Origin of the sequence: Actinomadura madurae (assembly GCF_047130825.1) — a bacterium.
GTDB classification, from domain to species: Bacteria; Actinomycetota; Actinomycetes; order Streptosporangiales; family Streptosporangiaceae; genus Spirillospora; species Spirillospora madurae.
This window is the reverse complement of the sequence record NZ_CP083237.1, coordinates 3508083-3533173: the sequence shown is the minus strand read 5'-3', so window position 1 is coordinate 3533173 and position 25091 is coordinate 3508083. Positions and strand designations below refer to the sequence as shown.

Below are 25091 nucleotides of genomic sequence, written 5' to 3'. Positions count from 1 at the left end.
TGCGCAGGGGGCTAATCCCGCAGTACCTGGATCCGGGTGATCTGGAAGACGGTGGCCATGCAGAGGGCGGCGGCGAGGGCCTGGAAAGCGGCGGCGGCGACGCCGACGTGGACGTCGAAGCGGGCTTCGGCGAGGGTGTCGACGCTGCCGTGCGTGAAGGCGTAGCCGAGGAGGAGGCCGAGGATGGCGCAGGCCCACCAGCCCGCGACGACGAGCCCGGCGGCCTGGCGTTCGGCCGTCCGGTAGCGGCCGCTGTTCACCCAGACCTCGTACACCACGCGGGGCGGGAGCCACAGGTTGACGACCGGGAGGAACCAGCCGAGGAGCACCCAGGCGCGGTGGTGCCGGTGGGGGCCGGGGGACTGCCGGTACGCGCGCCAGAGCCAGGTGAGGTACAGCAGGCCGGTGACCCCGGCCATGATCGTGCCGATCGTGAACACGTCGGCGTAGGGGGCGAGGGCCTTGCCGGTGGCGGCCGCGTCATAGCTGTCGTGGGTCGCCCCGCGCAGCGGTTCCGCCATCCTGAGCAGGCTGATCCCCGAGCCGAGGGCGACGAAGGCGTTGAAGCCGAGCAGCATGAACACGGCCACGCCGACGGCGCGGAAGTCGCGGCGCCGCGCCCACGCGCCGCAGGCCGGGCACCGGTCGACCTCGGTGGGGATGATGTCGCCGCACAGCGCACACGGCATGATCCACCTCCCTGGTCTTTGCGGTCGCCTGCTCCGGATACTACGTACGTTTGACCGACTCGGCCCAACGCGGGTTCGGGGTCTCACCGAATCGTCACACGTGGAACACGAGCCGTGTCGCCGCGTAGGCGGCGGCGGCGGTGACGGCGGCCCACGCGGCGAGGCGGGCGAGGCCGCCGGTGGACAGCAGCCGCTCGGGACGGAACCCGGTCACGGCCAGCAGTGCCCACCATTCGGCGGTCAGCGCGATCGTGGCGTGCAGCGACCCGAAGCCGATCAGCGAGAAGAGCAGGACGACGCCCGCCGGGGTCGCGGTGTGCGCGAACAGGGCGGGGGCGCGGGCGGGCCCGCGCAGCCCGTTGCGCAGGCCGGCGAGGACGGCGCCCCAGCCGGCGGCGCACAGCGCCCAGATGACCAGGACGGTCACGGGCAGGCCGTTCAGCGACTCCGGTGCCAGTGCCGTCCCTCCCCGTCTCGCCGCGTCCCGTGCCGGTGCCCGTGCCCGTGCAGGTCAGGTCATGAGGCCCGACTCCCAGGCCCAGGCCGCCGTCTCCACCCGGTTCCGGGTGTTCAGCTTGCGGGAGAGGCTCCCGAGGTGCGTCTTGACCGTGGAGAGCGACACGAACAGCTCCCCGGCGATCTCCTCGTTCGTCCGGCCGCGCGCGACGAGCCTCACCACGTCCAGCTCCCGGCCGGTGAGCGGCTCGCTGGGCTGTGCGGGCACCGGGCGGGGCCGGGCCAGCCGCTCCAGGAGCCGGACGGTGATGGACGGCGACACCAGCGACCCGCCGTTCGCCGCCGCGCGGACGGCCTCCACCAGCAGTGCGGGGCCGCTGTCCTTGAGCAGGAACCCGACCGCGCCGCCGCGCAGCGCCCCGTACACGTACTCGTCCATGTCGAAGGTGGTGACGATCACGATGCGGGGCGGGTCCGCGACGCCGGGGCCGGCGAGGGCGCGGGTCGCCTCCAGGCCGTCCATCCGCGGCATCCGGATGTCGAACAGGCACACGTCGGGGCGCAGCCGGTGGGCCAGCGCGACGGCCTCGGCGCCGTCGGCGGCCTCCCCGACCACCTGCATGTCGGGCTGCGAGTCGACGATCATCCGGAACCCCGTCCGGACCATCTCCTGGTCGTCGGCGATCAGTACGCGGATGGCCACCCACCGATTCTGTCAGCAATCGGGATCAGCCGTCCCCCGCGGGCAGAAGCGCGACGACCTCCCAGCCGCCCTCCGGGCGCGGGCCCGCGTGCAGCCGGCCGCCGAGGGCGCCGATCCGCTCGGCGAGGCCGGTGAGCCCGAACCCGCCGGACGGCAGCCGCCGCCCGCGCCCCCGCCCGTCGTTGCGCACCGCGACCTCGACGTCGCGCCCGACGCGCGCCACCGACACCCGCACGTTCGCGGCGTCGGCGGCGTGCTTGCGGATGTTGGTCAGCGCCTCCTGGACGACGCGGTGGGCCGACGCCGCGACCTCGGGCGGCAGCGTCCCGAGGCCGGGGGCGAGGGTGAGCGCGGCGGGCGGGTGGGTGAACCCCTCGACGAGGTCCTTCAGCTGCGCGAGGTCGCCGAGGGGACGGGTGGAGCCGCCGTCCGGGAGGGCGTCCCCGTCCGGCGCGTTGACGTGCTGGGCGTCGCGCAGCAGGCCCACCATGCGGCGCATCGAGGTGAGCGCCTCGGTGCCGGCCTTCTCGATCCCGCCGAACATCCGGTCGAGCTGCTCCTGCGTCGGCCCCGCCCCGGCCCCGGCCGCGAACCGGGCCGCCTGCGCCTGGACGACGATGCCCGTCACGTGGTGGGCGACGAAGTCGTGCAGGTCGCGGGCCAGCTCCAGCCGCTCGTCCCGCCGCGCCGCCGCCAGCGACCGGGCCCGCCGGGCGTCCAGCGCGCGCAGGTAGAGGCCGACGCCGAGCGCGATCGCCACCGCGATGCCGAGCGGCGCGGTGATCAGCGCCGCCGCGAGCACCGACCAGCGCATCGGCACCGCGAGGATGGCCGCGCCGAGCAGCACCGCAGTCGGGATCAGGGGCTGGCGGCGGGTCCGCCACACCGTCCGCGTCATGACGATCAGCAGGGCGCCGATCTCCGCGAACACGCTCGGGGCGCCTTCCTCCGGGTAGTCCGTGAGGCCGAGGAACAGGGTGCTGAGCACCGACAGCGCGCCGGCGGCGACCGCCCACGGCAGCAGGAGCCGCCGTCCCATCACCGCGGCGACGCCGGCGACCGCGGCGATGACCACCATCCACAGGACGGGAGGGTCCTCGATGGCGGCGTACGCGCAGGCCAGGAGGAACAGGGTCACGAACGCCGTGTACGCGACGCGCACCATGCAGCCGCCCACCGAGTGGATGCGGTCCAGCTTCGACGCGACGTCGCTCACGCTGCCGCAGCGTAGGGCCTCGTGACCGCCGGGGATATCGACCATTCGGCCGACCCTGCGCGCGAGGCCGTGTCCGGTGCGCCCGGGGTGACCCGCCCGTTGTCGCTCTCCGTGACGCGCGGCCCCGCTCCGCATCCTGATGGATCGAATGGACGTTCGAGAATGTCAGAGGTGCTGAGTAGCGTTGACCTTGTGATTTAGGAGACACCTGGGAACAGGTGTCGAACCGAGTGGCTTGTAACGACGTACCTAGGGGTATGTGACAACCGGTGGCATCCGCACAGGCGCGGCCCGCCAGGTTCGGAAGGGGTGTTGGCATGAAGGCGACCGGCACGTTCCATCTCTCCCGCCCGCGGCTGGACGGGCCCGCCGAGCGGACCGTCGTGGAGCCGTGGCTCACCCAGCTCTCCCACGCGACGCTGAACGCCTACGCCGAGACCACGGGCCCGCTGGCCGAGGTCGAGGCCCTGCCCGTGCGGCCGGTTCCGGCCGTCCGGTCCCTGCCCGCCCGCCGGGTCGCCGCCGCGGCCTGACGCACTCGTCGAGAAGGGGATCGAGGCACCGGCCTCGGTCCCCTTCTTCGTGCCCGCTATGTCTCGCATATTGATACAGAGTTCTCGTATTGTGAGAAGTGGTCGTACGGTGGGGGCACCGGACACAGAGAGGCGACCCCGATGACCGCGAAGGCGACCTACACCCACGGCCACCATGAGAGCGTGCTGAGCGCCCATCAGTGGCGCACGGTCGAGAACTCCGCCGCCTACCTGATCGAGCACCTGCGTCCGGGCCTGTCCGTGCTGGACGTCGGCTGCGGCCCGGGCACGATCACCGCCGGGCTCGCCGGACGCGTGGCGCCCGGCCGGGTCGTGGCGGCCGACTCCGCGGAGGCCGTCCTGGAGGAGGCCCGCAGGAACACCGCGAGCCTGGACAACGTCGAGGTCGCGGTCGCCGACGTCCACGCCCTGGACTTCGCGGACGGCGCCTTCGACATCGTCCACGCCCACCAGGTCCTGCAGCACATCGGCGACCCCGTCCACGCCCTGCGCGAGATGCGGCGCGTCACCAGGCCCGGCGGGCTCGTCGCCGTGCGCGAGGCCGACTTCGGCACGATGATCTGGTATCCGGAACCGCCCGGCATGGACGCCTGGCTGCCGGTCTACTACAGGGTCGCGCGGGGGAACGGCGGTGAGCCCGACGCCGGGCGCCGCCTGGTCTCCTGGGCCCGCGCCGCCGGCTTCACCGACGTCACCGCCTCCGCCTCGGCCTGGTGCTACGCCACCCCGGAGGAGCGCGAGTGGTGGAGCGAGTCCTGGGGCGGGCGCCTGATCCGGTCGTCCGTCGCCGACCACGCCGTGGCCGGAGGGCATGCCACCCGGGAAGAGCTCCAGCGCATCTACGAGGCATGGAAGGAGTGGGCGGCCGCCGAGGACGGCTGGTACTCCGTCACCCACGGCGAGATCATCGCTCGGGTCTGAGCCCGCGTCACGCCGTCGAGCGACGTGTGCGGTAGGCGACGACGCCGGACAGGACCGCCCCGGCCGCGAAGAGCCCCACCAGGAACGGCGCCTTCGCCACGTCCTGGAACGGTGCCACGCTGCCCGCCGGGTCGTCGGCCGCGTAGACGACCTCGATCGTGCCGCCCTGCCGCACGGTCGCCGGCCAGCTGCGGCGGCGTTCCTCCACCCTGACCGCGCGGCCCTGGCGCGTGGTGAACTCGACCGTGATGTGCCCGGACGAGCGCGTGCCGTCGACGTCCAGGACCCGTGCCCTCGCCTTCTCCTTGCCTATCTGACCGGCCCAGGCGGCCACGGCGCCGCCGCCCCAGGTGACGGTGAGCAGCCCGAGGACGCAGGCGAGGACGATGCCCGTGATGTGGACGGGGCGCCGCATGGTGGCCGACATGTCCCCATGATCACTGATTCAAGGGTCAGAAGGGGCCCGTCAGGTCGCCGAGCTTGTCGGTCAGCTGGAGGTTGTGGGAGTAGTCGACCGGGACCGTGATGACGGAGACCGTGTCGTCGGCCAGGGCCTTGCGGAGGGTGGGGAGCAGTTCGGCGGCCGACTCGACGCGGTAGCCGCGGGCGCCGAAGCTCTCCGCGTACCGGACGAAGTCGGGGTTGCCGAACCGGATGTTCGAGCTGTGCCCGAGGTCGAGGTCCATCTTCCACTCGATCAGGCCGTAGGCGGAGTCGTCCCAGATGAGCACCGTGATCGGGATGTTCTCGCGGACGGCCGTCTCCAGCTCCTGGGAGTTCATCAGGAACGCGCCGTCGCCCGTCGCGGCGAGGACCCGGCGGTCGGGGTGGGCGAGCTTGGCGGCGATCGCCCCGGGGACGGAGAAGCCCATCGAGGACAGGCCGTTGGAGACCAGCAGCGTGTTCGGCTCGTAGGTCGGGTAGAGGCGGGCCATCCACATCTTCACCGCGCCGGTGTCGGCGAGGACGATGTCGCCGCGGCCCATGGCGGCGCGCACGTCGGCGACGACGCGGCGCGGGGAGAGCGGATGCCCGTCCTCGGTGGCGCCCTCGGCGAGCTCCTCCCGGAGCATTTCCCGGATCCTGCGACCTGTCGAGCGGAGCTCGTCCGTTGAATGGTGGTGGGTGGGGGCTGGAGGACGGTCTGTGCCGTTGACGTCGAAGCGGCGGTGGATGGAGTCGGCGAGCGCGCGGAGCGTGCTGGAGATGTCGCCCTGGACGCCGACCTCGACCGGGTAGTGGTCGTCGACCTCGGCGGGCGACGGATGGATGTGGATGATCTTCTTGTCCGCGGCCGGGTTGATCTTGACCGGGTCGAACTCCTGGAGCTCGTACCCGACGGTGATGAGGACGTCGGCCTCGTCGAACCCGAAGTTCACGTAGTCGTGGCGCATGAAGCCGACGGCGCCGAGGGCGTTGCGGTGGTCGTCGGGGAAGACGCCCTTGCCGTTGAACGTGGTCGCGACCGGCAGGCCGAGGCGCTCGGAGAAGTACACCAGGGCGTCGCTCGCGCCGGCGCGGGCGGCGCCGTGCCCGGCGAGCACGATCGGCCGCCTCGCCAGCGCGATCACGTCGGCGGCGCGGGCGAGCTGGGACGGCGACGGGTCCTGCGCGCGGACGACGTTCACCGGCAGCGGCGCCAGCCCGGCGGAGACCTTCGCGGCCTCCACGTCCTCGGGGATCGCCAGGTAGACGGCGCCCGGACGCTCGGTCTGCGCGGTCTTGAAGGCCTTGCGGACCATCTCCGGCAGCGCCTCGGCGGTGGGCGCCAGCTCCGCCCACTTGGTGATCGGGCGGAACAGCGACACCAGGTCGATGACCTGGTGCGACTCCTTGTAGATGCGGTCGAGGCCGACCTGCGCGGAGATCGCGACGACCGGGGTGCTGTTGGTGGTGGCGTCCGCGACGCCGAGCTGCAGGTTGATCGCGCCGGGGCCGAGCGTCGCGGAGGCCACGCCCGCCCGGCCGGTCAGCCGGCCGTAGATCTCTGCCATGAACGCCGCGCCCTGCTCGTGCCGGACGAGGATGTACCGGATCGCCGAGTCGTTCAGCGCGTTGACGAAATGGATGTTCTCCTCGCCCGGGATGCCGAAGACGTATTCGACGCCCTCCGCCTCAAGGGTCCTGACGAGCAGCCGGGCGGCGTCCTCCTGCGTGGACATCGTGTGTCCCATCTCCAGTCTGTGTTTCTCCTGGGGTGCGTCGGGTGCAGCACCCCGGTACCTACCTCCATTCCGCGAACCGATGTGTCGTTGCTCTCTTACGCGTCGGCCATTTCCTTGATCGCGCGGAGCGTGGGCTCGTCCTTCACCCCGGCGATCAGCAGGGTGGTGACGGGGCTGTCGCGCCACAGCGGGAGCCGCTCCCTGATCCGCCCGAGCGGGCCGAGGAGGGAGATGGCGTCGGCCAGCTCGTCCGGGACGGCCTTGACCGCCTCGTCGCGGCGGCCGTCCAGGAACAGCTCCTGGACGCGTTCGGCCTGCTCGGCGTAGCCGAGCCGGCCGATCAGGTCGAGGTGGAAGTTGCGGTCGCGGGCGCCCATGCCGCCGATGTAGAAGGCGAGCGGGATCTTGGCGAACTCCAGCGCGGACGCGAGGTCGTCGGTGACGATCGTGGTGACGGTCGCGGCGATCTCGAAGCCGTCCGGGCGGTTCGCCAGGGACGCGCCGAAGACGCCGTCGATCTGCTGCGGGTCGACGAACAGCGGCAGCCAGCCCTGCGCGACCTCGGTGGACAGCGCGACGTTCTTCGGCCCCTCGGCGCCCAGGTAGACGGGGATCTCCGGGCGGACGGGGTGCGCGATCGACTTCAGCGGCTTGCCGAGGCCCGTCCCGCCCGGGTAGGGGAGCGGGTAGTGCGGGCCCTCGCTGGTCACCGGGGCCTCGCGCCGCCACACCTGCCGGACGATGTCGAGGTACTCGCGGGTGCGGGCGAGCGGCTTCGGGAACGGCTGCCCGTACCAGCCCTCCACGACCTGGGGGCCGGACGCGCCGACGCCGAGGATCACCCGCCCGCCCGACAGCGCGTCGAGGGTGAGCGCGTGCATGGCGGTCGCCGCCGGGGTCCGCGCCGACAGCTGGACGACGGCGGTGCCGAGCTTGATCCGGGACGTGCGGGCGCCGTACCAGGCGAGCGTGGTGAACGCGTCGGAGCCGTACGCCTCGGCGGTGAAGACCGAGTCGTAGCCGCAGCGCTCGGCGGCCAGGACCGTCTCGGTCTGGTCGTCGGGGTCGCGCTGCCAGTAGCCGACGTTGATGCCGAGCTTGAGTTCCGCGGTCACGTTCACCCTCCGGTTGTCGACGCACCGCCGATACTAGAACTCGTTCTAGTTTTCTGGGAAGGGGGCCGCGCGCATGGCGAGGGGCCGCGGCGTGGCTCGCCGCGGCCCCCTGCCGTGTGTTCGCTAACTCTTCTTGATCGCGTCCAGGAGGCCTCGCCAGGCCGGCGGCTCCAGCACCAGGGCCGGGCCGGCGGGGTCCTTCGAGTCGCGTAGCGCGCGAAGACCGCTGGCCAGTGGCGCCACCTCGACGCACTGGTCGCCGCTCCCGCTGTGGGACGACTTGCTCCAGGTGGCACCGGTGAGTTCGCGCTGCAGGTTGGTCACGGGCTGCTCCTTGCTGCCTCGGCGATGAGGTGCGCGGAATCCTCGGGGGACAAAGCGGCCGCCTCGATCCGTTCGAAGCGATACCTATGTTTTGCTATTGCCTCGGCGCTCTCAAGGTAAACGTCGCCCATGGTGCCCTCTACGTAGGCGATATCTGGGTCTGCGGGGTCTGGATACGACAATATGGTGAAACGTCCGTCTAGGCCCGCATGCTCCTTTGCCGTGTATGGAAGTACCTGGATGGTCACGGATGGGTGGGTTTTCGGGGCGCCGGCGAGGGCGTCCAGCTGGCCCCGCATGACCTCCTCGCCGCCGATCGGGCGGTGCAGCACCGCCTCGTCGAAGATCACGTGCAGCCGGGGCGCGTCGGTGCGGTCCAGCAGCGCCTGGCGGATCTTCCGGGCGGCGATGCGGCGCTCGATGTCCTCCGGGCCCGGCAGCAGCCGGCCCGCCGTGATCACGGCGCGGGAGTACGGCTCGGTCTGCAGCAGCCCGTGCACGAGCTGCGGGTCCCACGTGCGGATGTGGGACGCCTCGTCCTCCAGCGCGACGTAGCTGCCCGCGAAGACGTCCTGGTAGGCCGTCCACCAGCCGCGCTGGCCGGCCTGCCGGGCGAGCGTGATGAGCGCGTCGCGATCCGGGCTCGGGACGCCGTAGAGGTCGAGGATGTCGGCGATGTCGCCGGGTTTCGGGCGCGTCTGGCTGGTTTCGAGGCGGGAGACGGTGGCGCGCGACCAGTCGAGCCGGTCCGCCACCTCCTGCAGGGTCAGGCCCTGCTCCTCGCGCAGCTTGCGGAGCTCCCGGGCGAGACGGCGGCCGCGGACGGTGGGGCGGTAGGTCATGGAAGTGGAGTCTTACCATTCCGCGGGCTCGCCACAACGCGATTGACGAACCCGGCAGGAAGGCCAGAGCAATTCGGTGAAGGGTGTTGCGTGCGTGAGAATCTCACGACACGCTTGTTTGCGTGACCGCCTGGGAACTCATGGTGACCGTCCGGGACGCTCACCCGGGCACGGAGCACGCAGACCGCGGGAGGAACCCGTGAACACCACGCCAGCCGACCTGACCACCGCGACCGTGGCCGACGCGACGAAGGGCGGCGATCAGGCCCCGGGCGACGGCGTGCCCGGGTGGGTGTGGGCCCTGCCGGGCGGCCCGGGATGCGCGGGCCACGCGCGCCGCGTCCTCGGCGACGCGCTCGCCTCGCTGGGCGTGCCGGTCGAGGTGATCGCCGACGCCCAGCTCATGGTGAGCGAACTGGCCACGAACGCGCACCAGCACGCCGGTGAGCACGGCCCGCACGAGCTGTGGCTCTACATGGGCGACGGGACGGCGGGCGAGGTGCGGTGCGCCGTCTTCGACGGGTTCGCCGACGTCGGCCTGCCCGTGTACTCCTGGACGTCCGGCGACTGCGGGCGCGGGCTCAGCATCGTCCAGGAGCTGTCCGGCGGATGCTGGGGCCTGCGGCGGACGCTGTCCCGGCTCGGGCCGTCCGTCCGCGGGAAGGCCGTCTGGTTCGCCCTCCCCGGGACCGCCGGAATCGGCCGCTCCTAGTCAGCCGCCTGCTCCGAGGCGGGCTTCTCCGGGTCGGGCTTCGCGGCGGGCTTCTCCAGAGCGGGGCCGATGTCGCTCACCAGGGCGAGCAGCGACCTGGCGAGGAGCGTGTGCACCTGGTCGCGGTCGAGGGTCTTCTCCTGGAGCCACTGGCGCGTCGCGGCGTCCGCCAGACCGGAGTAGACGCGCAGGACGGCCCGCAGCGTCTCGGTCGGCTCCGGCACCCCGAGGACGGCCAGCATGTGCTCGACCGTCTCGTCCCGGAACCGGTTGACGATCCTCAGCAGCTCCGGGTCCTGCCCGAACCCCTCGGCGTCCAGGGCGGCGAACCAGGTCGTCGCGTTCCGCTCGGCCGCGTCGAGGAACAGGTTCACGCACAGCTCGACCGCCTCGGGGAGCGTCGTCCGCTCGTCCGCCGGCGGCGCCTGCATCGCCGCCGCCGCCGTCAACCCCTGGACGACCTTGAGGAACAGCTCGCGCTTCGTCCCGAAGTAGTAGTGGATCAGGCCGCGCTGCACGCCGGTCTCCCGCGCGATGGCGGCCGTGGACACCTCGGCGTAGGGCAGTTCGGTGAACATCCTCCGCGCCACGCCCAGGATCTGGGCACGCCGTTCGTCCGGGGACAGACGCTGGTAACTCACCGCGACAGCCTATTCTGTGCGGGCGGCCTGGTGCTGTGCGAGCAGGGCTTGCGGGTGACGTGAGGGGAGCGCGCGTGGACGCTTTCAGAGGGGACGTGCGCCTGGAGGGTGAACGGCTGGTACTGCGCCCGTTCGGCCTGGACGACGCGCCCGCGCTGATCGACGCGATCCGCGCCGGGGAGGACTTCCTGCCGCCCAATTTCCCGGACGCCCTGGAGGCCGAGCCCCTCGCCTGGTTCCTGCGGGAGGGCGTCCACAAGGTCCAGCGGTTCGGCCTGGGAATCCATCTGGCGGTGACGGATCGCGATACCGGCGACCTGCGGGGCACCATCGGGCTGTTCAGGGTGAACTGGTCGCATCTGACGTCCGAGGTCGGCTACGGGATGCGGCCGAGCGCGCGCGGGCGCGGCTACGCCACCGAGGCCCTCTCCCTGGTCTCCGACTGGGCGCTGCGCCACTGCGGGCTCTTCCGCGTCGAGCTGCGCGCCATGGTCACGAACCACGCCTCGATCCGCGTCGCCCGGAAGGCCGGCTACCTGCGCGAGGGCATCGCGCGCGGTGCGGAACGCGACGCGGACGGCGTCAGCCGGGACATGGTCGTCTTCAGCCGCATCGCGACCGATCCACCTCCGGACGGCGCGCCGCGGCGGCCCCCGGACGGTGCCTCGGAGAAGCTCGTCGCCGACGACGTGGAGGGAAGGCACCGATGACCGCTGTGGAGAAGACGCTCGTGATGTACGGCGAGGGGGCGCGTGAGGCCGCTCGCCGGATGCTGCCGAAGCTGCCGGACGAGCGTTTCGTCCCGATCGAGCCGGAACGGCTGCGCGAGGCGGTCAAGGAGGGGCTCGTCCAGGTCATCATGGTCGCCCGCATGGAGGAGCAGGTCGCGTTCCTTGGCGGCGCGTCCGGCCTGCTGGAATCGATCACGCTGGACATGGACTGCGGGACGGCGATGGCGGGGAAGGTGGCCGAGGCCCCGGCGGTCCGGGACGTCTACGACCTGTGGGACGCCGCCGGCAAGCTCGGCCCGTGCGGGCGGGAGCTGTGCCGCAGGACCGCCGGCGAACTGGAGCGCCGCGCCGCCGGCATGGCAGGCGATTCGGACGTTCAGGTCGCCGCCCAGGTGGTCCTGCTGGACGCCACGGGGGAGAGCATGGTCGGCATGTACGGGCGAATGGCCCGGTAGCGATGCTGACGGTCGTCGGCCGTGACGGGTCTCCGCTGTGCGAGGCGGCCAGGCTGGCTCTGGAGAGCGCTTCGCTGGTGGTCGGTGAGCTTCGCCTGCTGAAGGATCTGCCGCTGGCGGCGGGCGCGCGGAAAGTCGCCACCGAGGATGTCGTCGAAGCCTTGCAGGGCGTCGATGTCGCCGAACAGGACGTCGTCCTCGTCGTGGACGGCGATCCCGGCTACTTCGGGATCGTCCGGGAGCTGCTCGAAAAGGGCCACGCGCCCGAAACCTTCCCTGCGGCGCCCCTGGTCGCGAGGGCCTTCTCCCAGGCGGGCCTGCCCTGGGAGGACGCGCTGGTCGTCTCCGCCAAGGACGGCCATCTGAGGCAGGCCGTCAACGCGTGCCGCGCCCATCCGAAGGTCGCGGTCCTGACCGAGCCGGGTGCGGGCCCGGCCGAACTTGCGCGCGCCCTGTTCCCGGTCACTCCTCGTTCGTTCGTGGTCTGCGAGGACTTGGGCGGGCCGGGGGAGAGGGTGGTCTACGTCCGTCCGGCCGAGGCGACCACCCGTCCTTGGAACGACCCCCAGGTCGTGCTCGTCCTGGACAACCGCCACGCGCTCGGTCGATCGAGCTGGCTTTCAGGTGCGGCGCCCAAGGCCGCCGGGTGGGCGCTGCCCGCGGAGGCCTTCGGCGAGGGGCCGGGCCTTCGTCCGGAAGTCCGCGCCCTCGTCCTGGCCAAGCTGGGCCCCCGCATCGGCGACATGGTGTGGGACGTCGAATCCGGCGACGGCTCGGTGGGCATCGAATGCGCGCGCTTCGGCGCGGCCGTCGTCGCCGTCGACCGCGACTACGCCGCGTGCGAGCTGGTGCGGGAGAACGTCCGCCTGCACGGCGTGAAGGTCGCGATGGCCTCCGGCGACATCCGGTCCACCGCCGGCCACCTTCCCCAGCCCGACGCGGTGTTCGTCGGCCCCGGATTCCTCGGACGGAGCGGACTGGAGGCCCTTCGCGCCTGCGCGGCCCTCGGGCCCTCCCGGGTCGTCGCCCTGGCCACGGCGGACGATGCCCAGGCCATACTGGACATGCTGGACGAGCAGGGCTTCACCGGCGACGCCGTCCGGCTCCAGGGCACCCCGCTGACCCCGCGGGGCGAGCCGGGAGAGCCCGTGACCGTCGTCTGGGGCGAGCGCGGCGCCCCGGCCCCCGCCTGGCGGCCGTCGCGGAAGAACCGCCCGATAGAGACCATTCCCGCCCCACCGGAGTAGCCGAGGAGCGCCGTTGACCGTCCGTCAGCCCCACCCGATCGAGGTGCGGTCGTATGAGATCCTGCGGTCCCGCGTCGATCTCTCCCCGATGCCGCCGCTGTGGCGGGCCGTGGCCGAGCGGGTGATCCACGCCACCGCCGACCTGGAGTACGCGGTGGACCTGGTGACCCGGGAGGAGTTCCTCGTCCAAGGCTGGGCCGCGCTCCGCGACGGGGCGCCGATCGTCACCGACGAGGGGATGGTCGCCGCCGGCATCAGCGCCCGCGACACGGTCTGCCACGCCGCCGACCCCGCCGCCGCGCGGATGGCCCGCGCCGCCGGCATCACCCGGTCGGCCGCGGCCGTCCGGCTCTCCTACTCCGAGGTCGGGCCCGGTGCGGTCTGGGCGGTCGGCTCCGCACCCGAGGCGCTCTCGGAGATCATCGCCCAACGGGTGAGCCCGGCCCTGGTCATCGGCATGCCGGTCGGCTTCGTCGGCGCCCGCGAGGCCAAGGAGGCGCTGCGCGCCGGCGGGCTCCCGCAGCTCAGCAACGTCTCGGAGAAGGGCGGGTCCGCCGTCGCGGCGGCCGCCGTCAACGCGCTCCTGTACTACGAGGCGGACCGGCCGTGACCGGCGAGGTGGACCTCCGCCACCACGGGGACGCCGAGGTCGGCGGCGGGCTCGCGGACTTCGCCGTGAACGTCCGGACGGGCACGCCCCCGGAATGGCTGGCCGCGCGGATCCGGGCGTCGATCGGCGACCTCGCCGCCTACCCCGACCCGCGTCCGGCCCGCCGGGCGGTCGCCCGCCGGCACGGCAGGTCGGCCGAGGAGGTGCTCCTCACCGCCGGCGCCGCGGAGGCGTTCGTCCTGCTCGCGCGGGTGCTCGCGCCGCGCCATGCGGTGGTGGTGCACCCGCAGTTCACCGAGCCCGAGGCCGCGCTGCGGGCCGCTGGGCACGAGGTGGAGCGGGTGGTCCTCGGCAAGGACTTCACCCTCGACGCGGTGCCTCCTTCTGGGGGGACGACCCCCCAGACCCCCCGGCAAGAACCTTTGGTCCCGGACGACACCGACCTCGTCGTCATCGGCAACCCGACCAACCCGACCTCCGTGCTGCATCCGGCGGACGTCGTCACCGCGCTGGCCAGGCCCGGACGGACCGTCGTGGTGGACGAGGCCTTCATGGACTGCGTCCCGGGCGAGCCGGAGACCCTCGCCACCCGCCTGCCCCCGGGCATCGTGGTCATCCGGTCCCTGACCAAGACATGGGGGCTCGCCGGGCTGCGCGCGGGCTACGTCCTGGCCGACCCCCACCTGATCGGACGGCTCGCCGAAGCGCAACCGCTCTGGGCGGTGTCCACACCGGCGCTCGTCGCCGTCGAGGCGTGCTCCGCACCGGAGGCCGTCGCCGAGGCCGAGGCGTGGGCCGTCCAACTCGCCGCCGAACGCGACCGGCTCGCCGCGGAGCTGTCGGCAAGGGGCCTGTACGTCGTCCCGGAGGCGCGCGCGTCGTTCCTCTGCCTGTGCGTGCCGGACGCCCTCGGCCTGCGGGCCCTGCTTCGGCAACGCGGCTACGCCGTCCGGCGCGGGGACACGTTCCCCGGCCTCGGCCCGGACTGGCTGCGCATCGCCGTGCGCGATCGTCCGTCCAACGACCGGCTGCTGGAGGTGCTCGGTGAGCTGGGCATCTGACCCTGAAAGGACGCCATGAGCCTCATCGAGGACACGATCGCCTCCATCACGCCGCCGAACGAGGCGGCCATGCGGGACGCCCGCGACCACCAGGCCCGGCTCACCAAGCCGCCCGGGTCGCTCGGCGTCCTGGAGGAGGTGTCGGTCCGCCTGGCCGGGCTGGCCGGGCGGTGCCCGCCGCCGCTGCCGGAGCCGGCCGCCGTCGCCGTGTTCGCCGCCGACCACGGCGTGCACGCCCAGGGCGTCACCCCGTGGCCGCGGGAGGTCACGGCGCAGATGGTCGCCAACTTCCTGGCCGGCGGCGCCGTCGTCAACGCGTTCGCCGCCCAGGTCGGCGCCGGCGTCACGGTGGTCGACGTCGGGGTGGCCGCCGAGCTGGACGCCGCCCCCGGCCTGCTCGCGCGCAAGATCGCGCACGGCACCGCCGACATGACGCTCGGGCCCGCGATGACCGCCGCCGAGGTCCGGCGGGCCGTGGAGACGGGCATCGAGGTGGCGCGCGACCTGGTCGCGGGCGGGGCGCGCTGCCTGGTCGCCGGTGACATGGGCATCGCGAACACCACCGCGTCAGCCGCGCTGATCGCCGCCTTCACCGGGCAGCCGCCCGAGCGGGTCACGGGCCGGGGGACCGGCATCGACGACGCCACCCACGCGCACAAGGTCGAGGTGGTCCGGACGGCCCTGGACCGGCACGGCCTGCTCGGCGGGGACGGCCTCCTCGGCGGGGCGGGCGCCGAGCCCCTGGAGGTCCTCGCGGCGGTGGGCGGCCTGGAGCACGCCGCGATCGCCGGGTTCGTCCTCGGCGCGGCGGCGCTGCGCGTCCCCGTCATCCTGGACGGGGTGATCTCCGGTGCCGCCGCCCTGGCCGCCGCCGCGCTGTGCCGCGACGCCCTCGGCGCGTGCGTCGCCGGACACCGCTCCGCCGAGCCCGGCCACGCCGCCGCGGTCGGCGAGCTCGGCCTGCGGCCGCTGGTCGACCTGGAGCTCCGGCTGGGCGAGGGAACCGGCGCGCTGCTGGCGTTGCCGCTGGTCCAGGGGGCGGTGCGGGTCCTGCACGAGGTCGCCACCTTCGACTCCGCCGGGGTGAGCGAGAAGGACGCCGGAGCGCCGTAACAGCGTGATCACGGAATGAGTCACGCTCGGCTATCGACTGCGCGGAGCCCCTCTCCATGAACTCCCCAACCCGAGTACCTTTGTTCCACAAAGACACCTGTCCGCCACCCGCGTCCGAGAGATCCGCCACGTGCCCCCGTACCTGCTAGGCCTGCGACTCGGCGGGCGACGCGTCCTCGTCGTCGGCGGGGGCCGGGTCGCCCAGCGCCGCGTGCCCGCCCTGCTGGACGCGGGCGCCGACGTCGTGCTGGTCTCGCCGGAGGTCACCGCCACCCTGGAGGGCCTCGCCGACCGCGGGCGCATCACCTGGCACCGGCGGCCCTACCGGCGCGGCGACTGCCGGGGCGCCTGGCTGGTGCAGGCCGTCACCGACGACGCCAAGGTCAACGGGGACGTGGTGGCCGAGGCCGACGGGGCGCGGATCTGGTCCGTCCGGGCCGACGACGCCGAGTCGTCCCCGGCCTGGACGCCCGCGAGCGGGCACGCGGGCGACGCGACCGTCGGGGTGCTGCTCGGCGGCGACCCCCGGCGCGCCGCCGGGATCCGGGACGCCGTGGTGACCGGGCTGCGCGACGGGGCGCTGGAATCCCGGCACTCCCGGCGCAAGCCCGCCGGCGTCGCGCTCGTCGGCGGCGGTCCCGGCGACCCGGGGCTGATCACCGTGCGCGGGCGGCAGCTGCTCGCGATGGCCGACGTGGTCGTCACCGACCGGCTCGCCCCCGGCGGGCTGCTGGACGAGCTCGCCGCCGACGTCGAGGTGATCGACGCCGCCAAGATCCCCTACGGCCGGACGGTCACCCAGGACCGCATCAACGAGTACCTGGTCGAGAACGCCCGGCAGGGGCGCTTCGTGGTCCGGCTCAAGGGCGGCGACCCGTTCGTGTTCGGGCGCGGCGGGGAGGAGGCCCTCCACTGCGCCCGCCACGGCGTGCCCGTCACGGTCGTCCCCGGCATCACCAGCGCGGTCGCCGTGCCGGCCGCCGCCGGCATCCCGGTCACCCACCGGGGCGTCGCGCAGGAGTTCCACGTCGTGTCCGCGCACGTCCCGCCGGATCACCCCGACTCGACCGTCGACTGGGAGGCGCTGGGCCGCGCGGAGGGCACGATCGTGCTGCTCATGGCGGTGGAGCGGATGGGGCTCATCGCACCGGCCCTCATGCGCTATGGTCGATCGTCCGGCACGCCGGTCGCCGTGGTACAGGACGGTACCCTTCCCGGCCAGCGGACGCTGACGGCGACGCTCGGCACGGTGGCCGGCGAGATGGCCGCCGGTGATGTCCGGCCCCCGGCGATCGTGGTCGTGGGCGACGTGGTGAACGTGGCACGAGAGATCGACGTGATTCGAGCGGACATGGGACGGGATCCGTGACACCCCCGGCAGAGCAGAGCACGGTCCACGACGAGGAGGCCGGCGCCGGCCGGGGACGCGGGATCGAGGAGCCCGCCCCCGGCGAGACCGCGGCGTCCGGCGAGAGCGCCGCGCCCGTTGGGAGCGCGGCGTCCGGAGACGACACCGACGCGTCCGAGAAGGGCACCCCCGACGCGGGAGGCGGGAAGACGGCGAGGAGAGAGCGAAGGTCCAGGAAGGGCGCGGCCGGGAAGGGCGCCGCGCCCCCGGAAGCCGTGAACCCGGACGCGGCGTCTCAGGAGGCCGCGTCCCCGGAAGACGCCGCACCCGGGCCCGCGGAGAAGCCCGAGCCCGCGGAGAAGCCCGAAAAGCCCGCCGCGCCCAGGCGCGGCAGGCGGCGCGCGCCGCGCGCCGGCGAGACGGTCCGGCAGGGCGAGCTGACCCGGGCCCTGGCCGCGCTGCGCGACCAGCTCGGCTCGTTCGAGTTCCTGCTGGACGTCCCCGGCGTCGAGCAGGCCCGCGAGGCCCGCGACGAGCTGCGCGCCCAGCTCGACGACTACGTCCTGCCCCGCATCCAGGCCGCCGGCGCCCCCATGCTGGTGGTGCTCGGCGGGTCCACGGGCGCGGGCAAGTCGACCCTGGTCAACACGCTCGTCGGCGCCCGCGTGAGCGCCACCGGCGTGCTGCGCCCCACCACCAGCAGCCCGATCCTCGTCTGCCACCCCGACCACGTGCAGTGGTTCATGGAGGGGCCGATGCTGCCGGGGATGGGACGGATCCGGGGCCCCGCACCCGACGCCATCGCGGGCGACCAACTGGTCATCATCGCCAGCGACGTGCTGCCGCCCGGCCTCGCGCTGCTCGACAGCCCCGACTTCGACTCCGTCTTCGAGGACCACTACGAGTTCGCGACCAAGCTCATGGCCGCGGCCGACCTGTGGCTGTGCGTCACCACCGCCGCCCGGTACGCCGACGCCCAGGTCTGGCAGATGCTCCAGCGCGCCAAGGAGAACGGCGCGACGATCGGCGTCGTCCTCTCCCGCGTCCCGCAGGGCGCCGGCGCCGGCGGCGGCGAGATCGTCGAGCACTTCGCCGAGATGCTCGACCGGCACGAGGTCGGCGACGCGCGGCGCTTCACCGTCCCGGAGACGCGGATCGAGGACAGCCGCCTCCCCGAGGAGGCCGTCGAGGACATCCGCGACTGGCTGACCGGTGTCGCCGAGGACGCCGAGGACCGCGAGATCGTCATCAGCGACACCCTCGCCGCCGTCCTGGACAGCTTCCGCACCCGCGTCCCGGAGGTCGCCCGGCAGGTCGAGGCCCAGGTCGGGCAGCGCACCGAGCTCGCCAGGGAGGTCGAGGCCGGGTACGGCACCGCGCTCGCCGAGCTCGACGAGGCCACCCGCAACGGCTCGCTGCTGCGCGGCGAGGTGCTGGCCCGCTGGCAGGACTTCGCCGGCACCGGCGACCTGCTGAAGTCCCTGCACGTGCAGCGGTCCCGGCGCGGCCGCGCCGCGAACCGGCGCCACCGCAGCCCCGCCCGGGTGCGCGCGCTCAAGGCGGCGCTGCGCAGCGGGCTCGAATCGCTCATCATGGCGTCCGCCGAGCACGGCGCCGAGCAGGTCCTCGCCCGCTGGCGCGACCACCCGGCCGGCGAGCAGGTCCTCGCCGGGGTGGACGCCGACCTCGGGCACGTCTCCCCTGAACTGTCGCGGCGCGTCACCCGCGCCGTGAGCTCCTGGCAGGACCACGTCCAGGAACTGATCCGCACCGAGGGCGTCACCAAGCGCTCGGTCGCCAAGCTGGTCTCGTTCGACACCGAGGCGGTCTCGCTCGTCCTGATGATCGGCCTGCTCGGCTACGGGACGTCCGACGTGGCCGTGGAGGGCGGCAACAGCGCCGTCCCGCAGCGGCTGCTGAAGGCGCTGTTCGGCGCCGAGTCCCTGCGCGGCATGGGCGCCAAGGCGCGCGCCGACCTGCGCAGCCGCATCGGGATGTTGTTCGACGAGGAGGCCATCCGGTTCGGGCAGGTGCTCGACTCGGCCGGCATCCCGGACGAGACCGTCCCCGTCCAGCTGTACCAGGCCACCTACAACCTCGAGGTTGCCCGATGACCACCTCGGCAATCCCCGCTAACTCGCCGGCGGGTACCGGCGGGTACCCGACCCTCGGCCCGTCCGGGCCCGGCGCCCCCGCCGAACCGGCCGGCCCGCCGGGGCTGATCGAGCGGCTCGACGGCCTCGACCGGCTCGTCCGGGCGGGTCTCGGACGGCTCGACCAGCCCGTCCTGGACGACGCCGACGCGCTGCTGGAGCGGGCCGGGCAGCGGCTGCGGCTCTCCGGCGAGCACACCGTCGTCACCCTCGCGGGCGGCACCGGAAGCGGCAAGTCCTCCCTGTTCAACGCCATCTGCGGGCTGGAGCTGTCGCCGACCGGGATGCGCCGCCCGATGACGTCGAAGGCCCACGCGTGCGTCTGGGGACTGGACGGCGCCGGCCCGCTGCTCGACTGGCTCGACGTCGACAAGCGGCACCGGTACGCCCGCGCCAGCGCCCTCGACCTGGAGCGCGCCGATGCCAGCCTGCAGGGCCTCGTCCTCATCGACCTGCCCGACCACGACTCCATCCAGGCGATGCACCGCGCCGAGGTCGACCGGTTCGTCACGATCGCCGACCTGCTCGTCTGGGTGGTCGACCCGCAGAAGTACGCGGACGCCGCGCTGCACCGCAACTACATCGTGCCGTTCGCCCGGCACACCGGCGTCACGCTGATCGTCCTCAACCAGGTCGACCGGCTCGCCCCCCACGAGATCGACGACTGCGTCGCCGACCTGCGCCGCCTCCTGGAGGCCGAGGGCCTCGCCGACCCGCGGATCGTGACCACCGCCGCGGTCGCCGAGGACGGCGTGCACGGCTTCCGGGACGTCCTCGTCGACACCGTCGCCGCCCGCCGCGCCCGCACCGAGCGGCTGTCGGCCGACGTCGACCGCGTCGCCGAGCGGTTCACCGGCTACCGGCTCGACGCCGAGCCCCCGACCACGGTCGACGACGGGCGCAGGGCCGAGCTGGTCCAGGCCCTCACCGACGCGGCCGGCGCGCCCGCCGTCGCCGAGGCCATGGAGAGCGCCTACGAGCTGCGCGCGTCCGACTTCATCGGCTGGCCCGTCACCGCGATCATCACCCGGCTGCGGTCGGACCCGCTGCGCCGGATGCGGCTCACCGAGCTGCGCGAGGAGCTGCGCAACGCCTTCACCGGCCCGATCGGCGCCCAGCAGGGGGACGTGGACAACGCGCTCCAGAACGTCACCGAGGGCGTGGCCGCCGAGCTTCCGCCGCACTTTGGCCGCTCCGTCCGCACGGCCGCCCGCTCGCACGCCACCGAGATCCCGGAGGCGCTCGGCGAGTCGCTGAAGGAGGCCCTGCCCACGTTCAACGTGGTGCCGCGCTGGTGGTGGCTGGTCAAGACCTGGCAGTACTTCCTGGTCCTGGTCGCCGTCCTCAGCGTCGTGTGGATCGGCTTCCTCGTCGCGTACGGGCTGCTCGACGTGGGCGGCGAGGACCCGGGCGGCCTCGTCGGGCAGGCGGGCCTGATCCCGTACGTGCTGATCCTGGTCCTGTGCACGCTCGGGATGGGGTGGCTCACCGCGTCCGCCTGCCGCAACATGGTCGCGCTGTCGTCCGCCAAGCACGGCGAGAAGATGGAGCACCACATGCGCCAGGGCATCGAGCGCGTCGCGCACGAGAAGGTGATCGAGCCCATCGAGGACGAGCTGGAGATCTACGCCCGGTTCCGCAAGGACGTGGACGTCGCCCTCGGCTGAGTTATCCACAGTTCCGCGTTCCCCACCGCCGCCCGGCCCGTCCGCGCCACCGTTGACCCGTACGCGAGACAACGGAGGACGCGATGAACGAGGCGCACGTCACCATCACCGGCTGGGTCGCGGCGGAGCCCCGCTACGCCGTGACGGCCAACGGGCATGCCTTCCTGTCGTTGAGGGTCGGCTGCACGCCCCGGCGCTTCGACCGGCAGACCGGTCAGTGGCAGGACGACGAGGCGCTGTACGTGACCGTCAACTGCTGGCGGCACCTCGCCGACAACGTCAACGCGTCCGAGCTGAAGCGCGGCACGCCCGTCCTGGTCAGCGGACGCCTGCGGATCCGCCAGTACGAGCGCGACGACCAGTGGCGCTTCTCCGCCGAGGTCGAGGCCATGACGCTCGGCCCCGACCTGAGCCGGGGCACGGTCGACTTCCGCCCGGCCCAGCGCAGCGGCCCCCTCACCGACGAGGACCGCCAGCTCGCCCGCGAGACGGCCGACCAGTGGGCGCTGGGCGGTCCCGCCGAGGACGAGGAGGAGCCCAAAGCGGCCTGACCCGCACGGGGGCGCGGCCGGCGGGCGGTTCACCGTCGGTCTGCGCCCCCCGTACCACCGGGGGTTCTTGCGGCCTGGTCAGATCCAGGAAACGCCGCGCATGGTGGTATCCCCCTCAGGATGTGCCGGGCGACCGGAGCGGCCACCGGCATGTGCGTTCCCGAACCTACCTGTTTCACGCCCCTTCCGCACACGTTGCAACTATCGTGTTACACAACGTGATGCGCGTAAGGGGGAAGGATGACGGCAGTGCAGTCGTCCGCCGAGGACCGTGGTGGGGAGCTGGCCCGCAGGCCCAGACGGCGGGCGCGACCGGGGCGCCGGGCCCTGCTCGTGGTCTACGTGCCGGTGGTCGTCGCCGTCCATCTGGGGCTCACCGTCGCGGGCCTGCTCGGGACCCCGTACCGGGGCGACGACCTGGCGACGTTCACCGCCCTGCTCGCATGCGGGGCGGTGTGCATCGAGGCGACACGCCGGCTCGGGATGCCCGCCGGCGTCGCGCGTGACCTGCTGTCCGCCTGGTGGTTGCCGGTCGCCCTGCTGCTGCCCCCGGTCTACGCGCTGCTGATCCCCGTCCCGCTCCAAGCACTGCTCCAGTTCCGCGTGCGCCGCACGCTGATCTACCGGCGCGCCCTCGTCGCGGCGGCGCTCGGCATCGCCGGCGCGTGCGCGTCCATGGTGTTCCACCTGATGGAGCCGGAGCCGCTGGAGGGCGTCCCGCACTGGGTCGTCGAGGCCTGCCCGGGCATCCCGGCCGCCGTCGGTTGCGCGGCCCTGTTCACGGTGGTCAACGCCGCCATCGTCGCCGTCGCCGCGCATGCCGCGAACCCCGAGGGCCGCTGGCGCGACGTCCTGTGGACCCGCGAGAGCCTCCTCCTGGACGTGGTGGAGCTCTGCGTGGGCATCCTCGTGGCCATCACCAGCGCGCTCTCCCTGGGCCTGCTCTTCCTGGCCCTGCCCCCGGTGATGCTGCTCCAGCGCAGCCTGATGCACCAGCAGCTCCAGGCCGCCGCGCGCACCGACGCCAAGACGGGCCTGCTGAACGCCGCCGCCTGGCAGCGCGAGGCCGACACCGAACTCTCCCGGGCCCAGCGCACCCACGACGCCGTGGCCCTCCTGCTGATCGACATCGACCACTTCAAGCGCGTCAACGACACCCACGGCCACCTGATCGGCGACCAGGTCCTCGTAGGGGTGGCCAGCACCCTCTGCCACCAGCTCCGCGACTACGACGTGGTGGGCCGTTTCGGCGGCGAGGAGTTCGTCGTCCTCCTCCCGGGCGCCGACACGGTGGAGGCGTGCCGCGTGGCCGAACGCCTCCGCGGCCGCGTCCGCCGCCTGGCCGTCCCCGCGGAGGAGGGCACGGTCACGGTGACGGTCTCCGTGGGCGTCTCCCTCTTCCGCACCCACGGCCAGGACCTCCTGGAACTCCTGGCAGCAGCCGACCTGGCCCTCTACCGAGCCAAATCCTCCGGCCGAGACAGAGTCTGCCTCCCCGCAGTAGACACAGACCCCCAATCCACAGAAACCTAACCACAGGCCCCGCCGCGGCCCGCGAGGGCTGGCCCCGCGCCCGTCCGATACACATCACTCACCCTCCTGCGCTGCCACCGGCCTCGCTTGCCACGCGCCACCCGCCTTGGTGCGGGTGCCGCGCCATTGCCGCGCCCCGCCCATCCCGGCGTCGCCCGCCCTGCCGCGCCGCCCGTCTGGCCATGGCGCCGCCCGTCTCGTCGCGCCACTGCCCCTAGGGGCGGGTGTTGCCTGCTCCGCCGCAGCCCTGCGGTCTCGTCGTGGTGGTGCCATGGAGCGCCCAGCCGTGCCGCAGGGGCATCCAGGCCGCAATCCCGCCCGAGGCCAGCTTCGAGCGAAGCGCCAACAAGATCGCGCAGCGAGCCGCAAGGCGAGTCGGAGCGATGCAGCGATCGCCCGCAGTGCCCGACGATGGAGGGCCGCCAAGGCCCGAAGGAGGAGGGCACTGCAATAAAACCGAAGTGCGATGAAAACCCCCTAGGCTTGGGGGATGGCCGAGTACATCTACACGATGCAGCGTGTGCGTAAGGCACATGGCGACAAGGTCGTCTTGGACGACGTCACCCTGCATTTCCTTCCGGGCGCGAAGATCGGCGTCCTGGGGCCGAACGGCACCGGTAAGTCGACGCTGCTGCGCATGATGGCCGGTCTGGAGCAGCCTTCCAACGGCGACGCGCGTCTGATGCCGGGGTTCACGGTCGGCATGTTGCAGCAGGAGCCGCCGCTGAACGAGGAGAAGACCGTCCTCGGGAACGTGGAGGAGGGTGTCGCCGAGATCAAGGGGATGCTCGAGCGGTTCAACGAGATCGCCGAGAAGATGGCGACGGACTTCTCCGACGAGCTGATGGAGGAGATGGGCAAGCTCCAGACGGAGCTCGACCACCGCAACGCGTGGGATCTGGACAGCCAGCTGGAGCAGGCGATGGACGCGCTGCGCTGCCCGCCGGGGGACGCCGAGGTGGCGACGCTGTCGGGTGGTGAGCGCCGGCGGGTCGCGCTGTGCAAGCTGCTGCTGGAGGCGCCCGATCTCCTGCTGCTGGACGAGCCGACCAACCACCTGGACGCCGAGAGCGTGCAGTGGCTGGAGCAGTTCCTCGCGAAGTACGAGGGCACCGTCCTCGCCGTCACTCACGACCGGTACTTCCTCGACAACGTGGCGACCTGGATCCTGGAGCTGGACCGGGGCCGCTGCTACCCGTACGAGGGCAACTACTCCGTCTACCTGGAGAAGAAGGCGGAGCGGCTCAAGGTCGAGGGCAACAAGGACGCCAAGCGCAAGAAGCGGCTCCAGGACGAGCTGGAGTGGGTCCGGTCGAACCCGAAGGCGCGGCAGACGAAGAGCAAGGCGCGTCTGGAGCGGTACGAGGAGATGGCCGCCGAGGCCGCGAAGTACCGCAAGCTGGACTTCGAGGAGATCCAGATCCCGCCGGGTCCCCGGCTGGGCAACACGGTGATCGTCGCGGACAAGCTGACGAAGGGCTTCGGCGACCGGGTCCTGATGGACGACCTGTCGTTCAACCTGCCGCCGAACGGGATCGTCGGCGTCATCGGTCCGAACGGCGTCGGCAAGACCACGCTCTTCCGCATGATCGTCGGGGAGGAGCAGCCGGACGCCGGCGACCTGCGGGTGGGGGAGACCGTGAAGGTCTCCTACGTCGACCAGGGCCGGGGCGGCATCGACCCGAAGAAGACGGTGTGGGAGGCCGTCTCGGACGGCCTGGACCACATCAAGGTCGGGCAGGTCGAGATGCCGTCCCGCGCGTACGTGGCGGCGTTCGGGTTCAAGGGGCCCGACCAGCAGAAGCCGTCCGGCGTGCTGTCCGGTGGTGAGCGCAACCGCCTCAACCTGGCGCTGACGCTGAAGCTGGGCGGGAACGTCCTGCTGCTGGACGAGCCCACCAACGACCTGGACACCGAGACCCTGTCCAGCCTGGAGAACGCCCTCCTGGAGTTCCCCGGCTGCGCCGTGATCACCTCGCACGACCGGTGGTTCCTGGACCGCATCGCCACGCACATCCTCGCGTGGGAAGAGGGCTCGAACTGGTTCTGGTTCGAGGGCAACTTCGCCGACTACGAGAAGAACAAGATCGAGCGGCTGGGCGCCGACGCCGCCCGCCCGCACCGGGTGACGCACCGCAAGCTCACCCGCTGATCCGTGCCCCGGCCGGCCGCGTGCGGTCGGCCGGGCATGCGGTGATTCACGTTGGGCATCGCTCGATGCGTTCTTCGTGTTGGACAGGTATCGTTCGCGTCTCCTATCGTCCGAGGCAGGCACCCCTGCCCA

Annotated in this window: 25 protein-coding genes; 15 read left to right on the top strand and 10 right to left on the bottom strand. The window is 72.8% G+C overall.

Annotated features, from left to right (window positions below; translation table 11 throughout):
* Positions 1–11: 11 nt before the first annotated feature.
* The 4 genes from K8Z49_RS15945 to K8Z49_RS15930 all read right to left on the bottom strand — a co-directional run bounded on the left by K8Z49_RS15945 (position 12) and on the right by K8Z49_RS15930 (position 3064).
* Positions 12–689 (bottom strand): DUF4328 domain-containing protein, encoded by a 678-nt coding sequence (locus tag K8Z49_RS15945; protein WP_021598496.1) that lies wholly within the window; start codon positions 687–689, stop codon positions 12–14.
* A 94-nt stretch (positions 690–783) separates the two neighbouring features.
* Positions 784–1116 (bottom strand): hypothetical protein, encoded by a 333-nt coding sequence (locus K8Z49_RS15940; RefSeq protein WP_021598497.1) that lies wholly within the window; start codon positions 1114–1116, stop codon positions 784–786.
* An 84-nt stretch (positions 1117–1200) separates the two neighbouring features.
* The gene (locus K8Z49_RS15935) at positions 1201–1848 is read right to left on the bottom strand and encodes a response regulator (protein WP_075022592.1); all 648 of its coding nucleotides are present in this window, start codon (positions 1846–1848) and stop codon (positions 1201–1203) included.
* A 25-nt stretch (positions 1849–1873) separates the two neighbouring features.
* Positions 1874–3064, bottom strand: coding sequence for a sensor histidine kinase (locus K8Z49_RS15930; protein ID WP_024935013.1), 1191 nt, complete (start codon positions 3062–3064; stop codon positions 1874–1876).
* 317 nt (positions 3065–3381) lie between these two features.
* Here K8Z49_RS15930 and K8Z49_RS15925 point away from each other — a divergent pair, with 317 nt between their 5' ends.
* Together K8Z49_RS15925 and K8Z49_RS15920 are read left to right on the top strand one after the other, a co-directional pair.
* Positions 3382–3597: a hypothetical protein gene (locus K8Z49_RS15925; protein WP_021597557.1), complete on the top strand. Its 216-nt coding sequence runs from the start codon at positions 3382–3384 to the stop codon at positions 3595–3597.
* Between the two features lie 141 nt (positions 3598–3738).
* Positions 3739–4539: a methyltransferase domain-containing protein gene (locus K8Z49_RS15920; protein WP_021597556.1), complete on the top strand. Its 801-nt coding sequence runs from the start codon at positions 3739–3741 to the stop codon at positions 4537–4539.
* Between the two features lie 7 nt (positions 4540–4546).
* Here the strand turns inward: K8Z49_RS15920 and K8Z49_RS15915 are convergent, their stop codons facing one another.
* From K8Z49_RS15915 to K8Z49_RS15895, 5 genes are all read right to left on the bottom strand, one after another.
* Positions 4547–4966: a DUF3592 domain-containing protein gene (locus tag K8Z49_RS15915; RefSeq protein ID WP_021597555.1), complete on the bottom strand. Its 420-nt coding sequence runs from the start codon at positions 4964–4966 to the stop codon at positions 4547–4549.
* 25 nt (positions 4967–4991) lie between these two features.
* A complete protein-coding gene (locus K8Z49_RS15910) occupies positions 4992–6701 on the bottom strand; it encodes an acetolactate synthase large subunit (RefSeq protein WP_024935012.1) in 1710 nt (569 codons plus the stop codon).
* 98 nt (positions 6702–6799) lie between these two features.
* Positions 6800–7819: an LLM class F420-dependent oxidoreductase gene (locus K8Z49_RS15905; protein ID WP_111830921.1), complete on the bottom strand. Its 1020-nt coding sequence runs from the start codon at positions 7817–7819 to the stop codon at positions 6800–6802.
* A 123-nt stretch (positions 7820–7942) separates the two neighbouring features.
* A complete protein-coding gene (locus tag K8Z49_RS15900; RefSeq protein ID WP_021597552.1) occupies positions 7943–8143 on the bottom strand; it encodes a DUF397 domain-containing protein in 201 nt (66 codons plus the stop codon).
* Entirely contained in the window at positions 8140–8985 is an 846-nt protein-coding gene (locus K8Z49_RS15895; RefSeq protein WP_021597551.1) for a helix-turn-helix domain-containing protein, read from the bottom strand. Before K8Z49_RS15895 ends, K8Z49_RS15900 begins: the two co-directional genes overlap by 4 nt.
* 199 nt (positions 8986–9184) lie before the next feature.
* Between K8Z49_RS15895 and K8Z49_RS15890 the strand changes: the two genes are divergently transcribed.
* Positions 9185–9697 carry an ATP-binding protein gene (locus K8Z49_RS15890; protein ID WP_021597550.1) on the top strand — a complete coding sequence of 171 codons (513 nt, stop codon included), beginning with the start codon at positions 9185–9187 and terminating at the stop codon, positions 9695–9697.
* Here the strand turns inward: K8Z49_RS15890 and K8Z49_RS15885 are convergent.
* The gene (locus tag K8Z49_RS15885) at positions 9694–10338 is read right to left on the bottom strand and encodes a TetR/AcrR family transcriptional regulator (protein ID WP_075022595.1); all 645 of its coding nucleotides are present in this window, start codon (positions 10336–10338) and stop codon (positions 9694–9696) included. The genes K8Z49_RS15890 and K8Z49_RS15885 overlap by 4 nt on opposite strands.
* A 74-nt stretch (positions 10339–10412) precedes the next feature.
* Between K8Z49_RS15885 and K8Z49_RS15880 the strand changes: the two genes are divergently transcribed.
* From K8Z49_RS15880 to ettA, 12 genes are all read left to right on the top strand, one after another.
* Positions 10413–11048, top strand: a complete 636-nt coding sequence (locus K8Z49_RS15880; protein ID WP_075022596.1) for a GNAT family N-acetyltransferase — start codon at positions 10413–10415, stop codon at positions 11046–11048.
* The gene (locus tag K8Z49_RS15875; RefSeq protein WP_075022597.1) at positions 11045–11524 is read left to right on the top strand and encodes a hypothetical protein; all 480 of its coding nucleotides are present in this window, start codon (positions 11045–11047) and stop codon (positions 11522–11524) included. Before K8Z49_RS15880 ends, K8Z49_RS15875 begins: the two co-directional genes overlap by 4 nt.
* 2 nt (positions 11525–11526) lie before the next feature.
* On the top strand, positions 11527–12771 hold the full coding sequence (locus tag K8Z49_RS15870) for a bifunctional cobalt-precorrin-7 (C(5))-methyltransferase/cobalt-precorrin-6B (C(15))-methyltransferase (RefSeq protein ID WP_111829873.1): 1245 nt from the start codon (positions 11527–11529) through the stop codon (positions 12769–12771).
* A gap of 13 nt (positions 12772–12784) precedes the next feature.
* Positions 12785–13381, top strand: a complete 597-nt coding sequence (locus K8Z49_RS15865) for a precorrin-8X methylmutase (RefSeq protein WP_021597545.1) — start codon at positions 12785–12787, stop codon at positions 13379–13381.
* Positions 13378–14442: an Rv2231c family pyridoxal phosphate-dependent protein CobC gene (gene cobC, locus K8Z49_RS15860; RefSeq protein WP_412519425.1), complete on the top strand. Its 1065-nt coding sequence runs from the start codon at positions 13378–13380 to the stop codon at positions 14440–14442. Before K8Z49_RS15865 ends, cobC begins: the two co-directional genes overlap by 4 nt.
* A gap of 15 nt (positions 14443–14457) precedes the next feature.
* On the top strand, positions 14458–15555 hold the full coding sequence (gene cobT / locus K8Z49_RS15855; protein WP_412519423.1) for a nicotinate-nucleotide--dimethylbenzimidazole phosphoribosyltransferase: 1098 nt from the start codon (positions 14458–14460) through the stop codon (positions 15553–15555).
* 130 nt (positions 15556–15685) lie between these two features.
* Positions 15686–16924 carry a uroporphyrinogen-III C-methyltransferase gene (cobA, locus tag K8Z49_RS15850; RefSeq protein ID WP_021593094.1) on the top strand — a complete coding sequence of 413 codons (1239 nt, stop codon included), beginning with the start codon at positions 15686–15688 and terminating at the stop codon, positions 16922–16924.
* Positions 16921–19017, top strand: coding sequence for an AAA family ATPase (locus K8Z49_RS15845; protein ID WP_256255467.1), 2097 nt, complete (start codon positions 16921–16923; stop codon positions 19015–19017). Before cobA ends, K8Z49_RS15845 begins: the two co-directional genes overlap by 4 nt.
* Positions 19014–20723: a GTPase family protein gene (locus K8Z49_RS15840; protein WP_412519421.1), complete on the top strand. Its 1710-nt coding sequence runs from the start codon at positions 19014–19016 to the stop codon at positions 20721–20723. The genes K8Z49_RS15845 and K8Z49_RS15840 overlap by 4 nt, the downstream gene beginning before the upstream one ends.
* Positions 20724–20806: 83 nt before the next feature.
* Complete coding sequence (locus K8Z49_RS15835) at positions 20807–21274, top strand: single-stranded DNA-binding protein (RefSeq protein ID WP_021593091.1); 468 nt, start codon at positions 20807–20809, stop codon at positions 21272–21274.
* A gap of 240 nt (positions 21275–21514) precedes the next feature.
* Positions 21515–22807, top strand: coding sequence for a sensor domain-containing diguanylate cyclase (locus tag K8Z49_RS15830; protein ID WP_024935007.1), 1293 nt, complete (start codon positions 21515–21517; stop codon positions 22805–22807).
* A 490-nt stretch (positions 22808–23297) separates the two neighbouring features.
* Positions 23298–24959: an energy-dependent translational throttle protein EttA gene (ettA, locus tag K8Z49_RS15825; protein ID WP_021593089.1), complete on the top strand. Its 1662-nt coding sequence runs from the start codon at positions 23298–23300 to the stop codon at positions 24957–24959.
* The last annotated feature ends 132 nt before the right edge of the window (positions 24960–25091 follow it).

Coding starts and splice junctions, on each gene's coding strand:
- K8Z49_RS15830 (WP_024935007.1), top strand. CDS start 21,515: ATGACGGCAGTGCAGTCGTCCGCCGAGGACCGTGGTGGGGAGCTGGCC.
- K8Z49_RS15925 (WP_021597557.1), top strand. CDS start 3,382: ATGAAGGCGACCGGCACGTTCCATCTCTCCCGCCCGCGGCTGGACGGG.
- ettA (WP_021593089.1), top strand. CDS start 23,298: ATGGCCGAGTACATCTACACGATGCAGCGTGTGCGTAAGGCACATGGC.
- K8Z49_RS15895 (WP_021597551.1), bottom strand. CDS start 8,985: ATGACCTACCGCCCCACCGTCCGCGGCCGCCGTCTCGCCCGGGAGCTC.
- K8Z49_RS15915 (WP_021597555.1), bottom strand. CDS start 4,966: ATGTCGGCCACCATGCGGCGCCCCGTCCACATCACGGGCATCGTCCTC.
- K8Z49_RS15840 (WP_412519421.1), top strand. CDS start 19,014: ATGACCACCTCGGCAATCCCCGCTAACTCGCCGGCGGGTACCGGCGGG.
- K8Z49_RS15875 (WP_075022597.1), top strand. CDS start 11,045: ATGACCGCTGTGGAGAAGACGCTCGTGATGTACGGCGAGGGGGCGCGT.
- K8Z49_RS15920 (WP_021597556.1), top strand. CDS start 3,739: ATGACCGCGAAGGCGACCTACACCCACGGCCACCATGAGAGCGTGCTG.
- K8Z49_RS15910 (WP_024935012.1), bottom strand. CDS start 6,701: ATGTCCACGCAGGAGGACGCCGCCCGGCTGCTCGTCAGGACCCTTGAG.
- cobT (WP_412519423.1), top strand. CDS start 14,458: ATGAGCCTCATCGAGGACACGATCGCCTCCATCACGCCGCCGAACGAG.
- K8Z49_RS15870 (WP_111829873.1), top strand. CDS start 11,527: ATGCTGACGGTCGTCGGCCGTGACGGGTCTCCGCTGTGCGAGGCGGCC.
- K8Z49_RS15835 (WP_021593091.1), top strand. CDS start 20,807: ATGAACGAGGCGCACGTCACCATCACCGGCTGGGTCGCGGCGGAGCCC.
- K8Z49_RS15945 (WP_021598496.1), bottom strand. CDS start 689: ATGCCGTGTGCGCTGTGCGGCGACATCATCCCCACCGAGGTCGACCGG.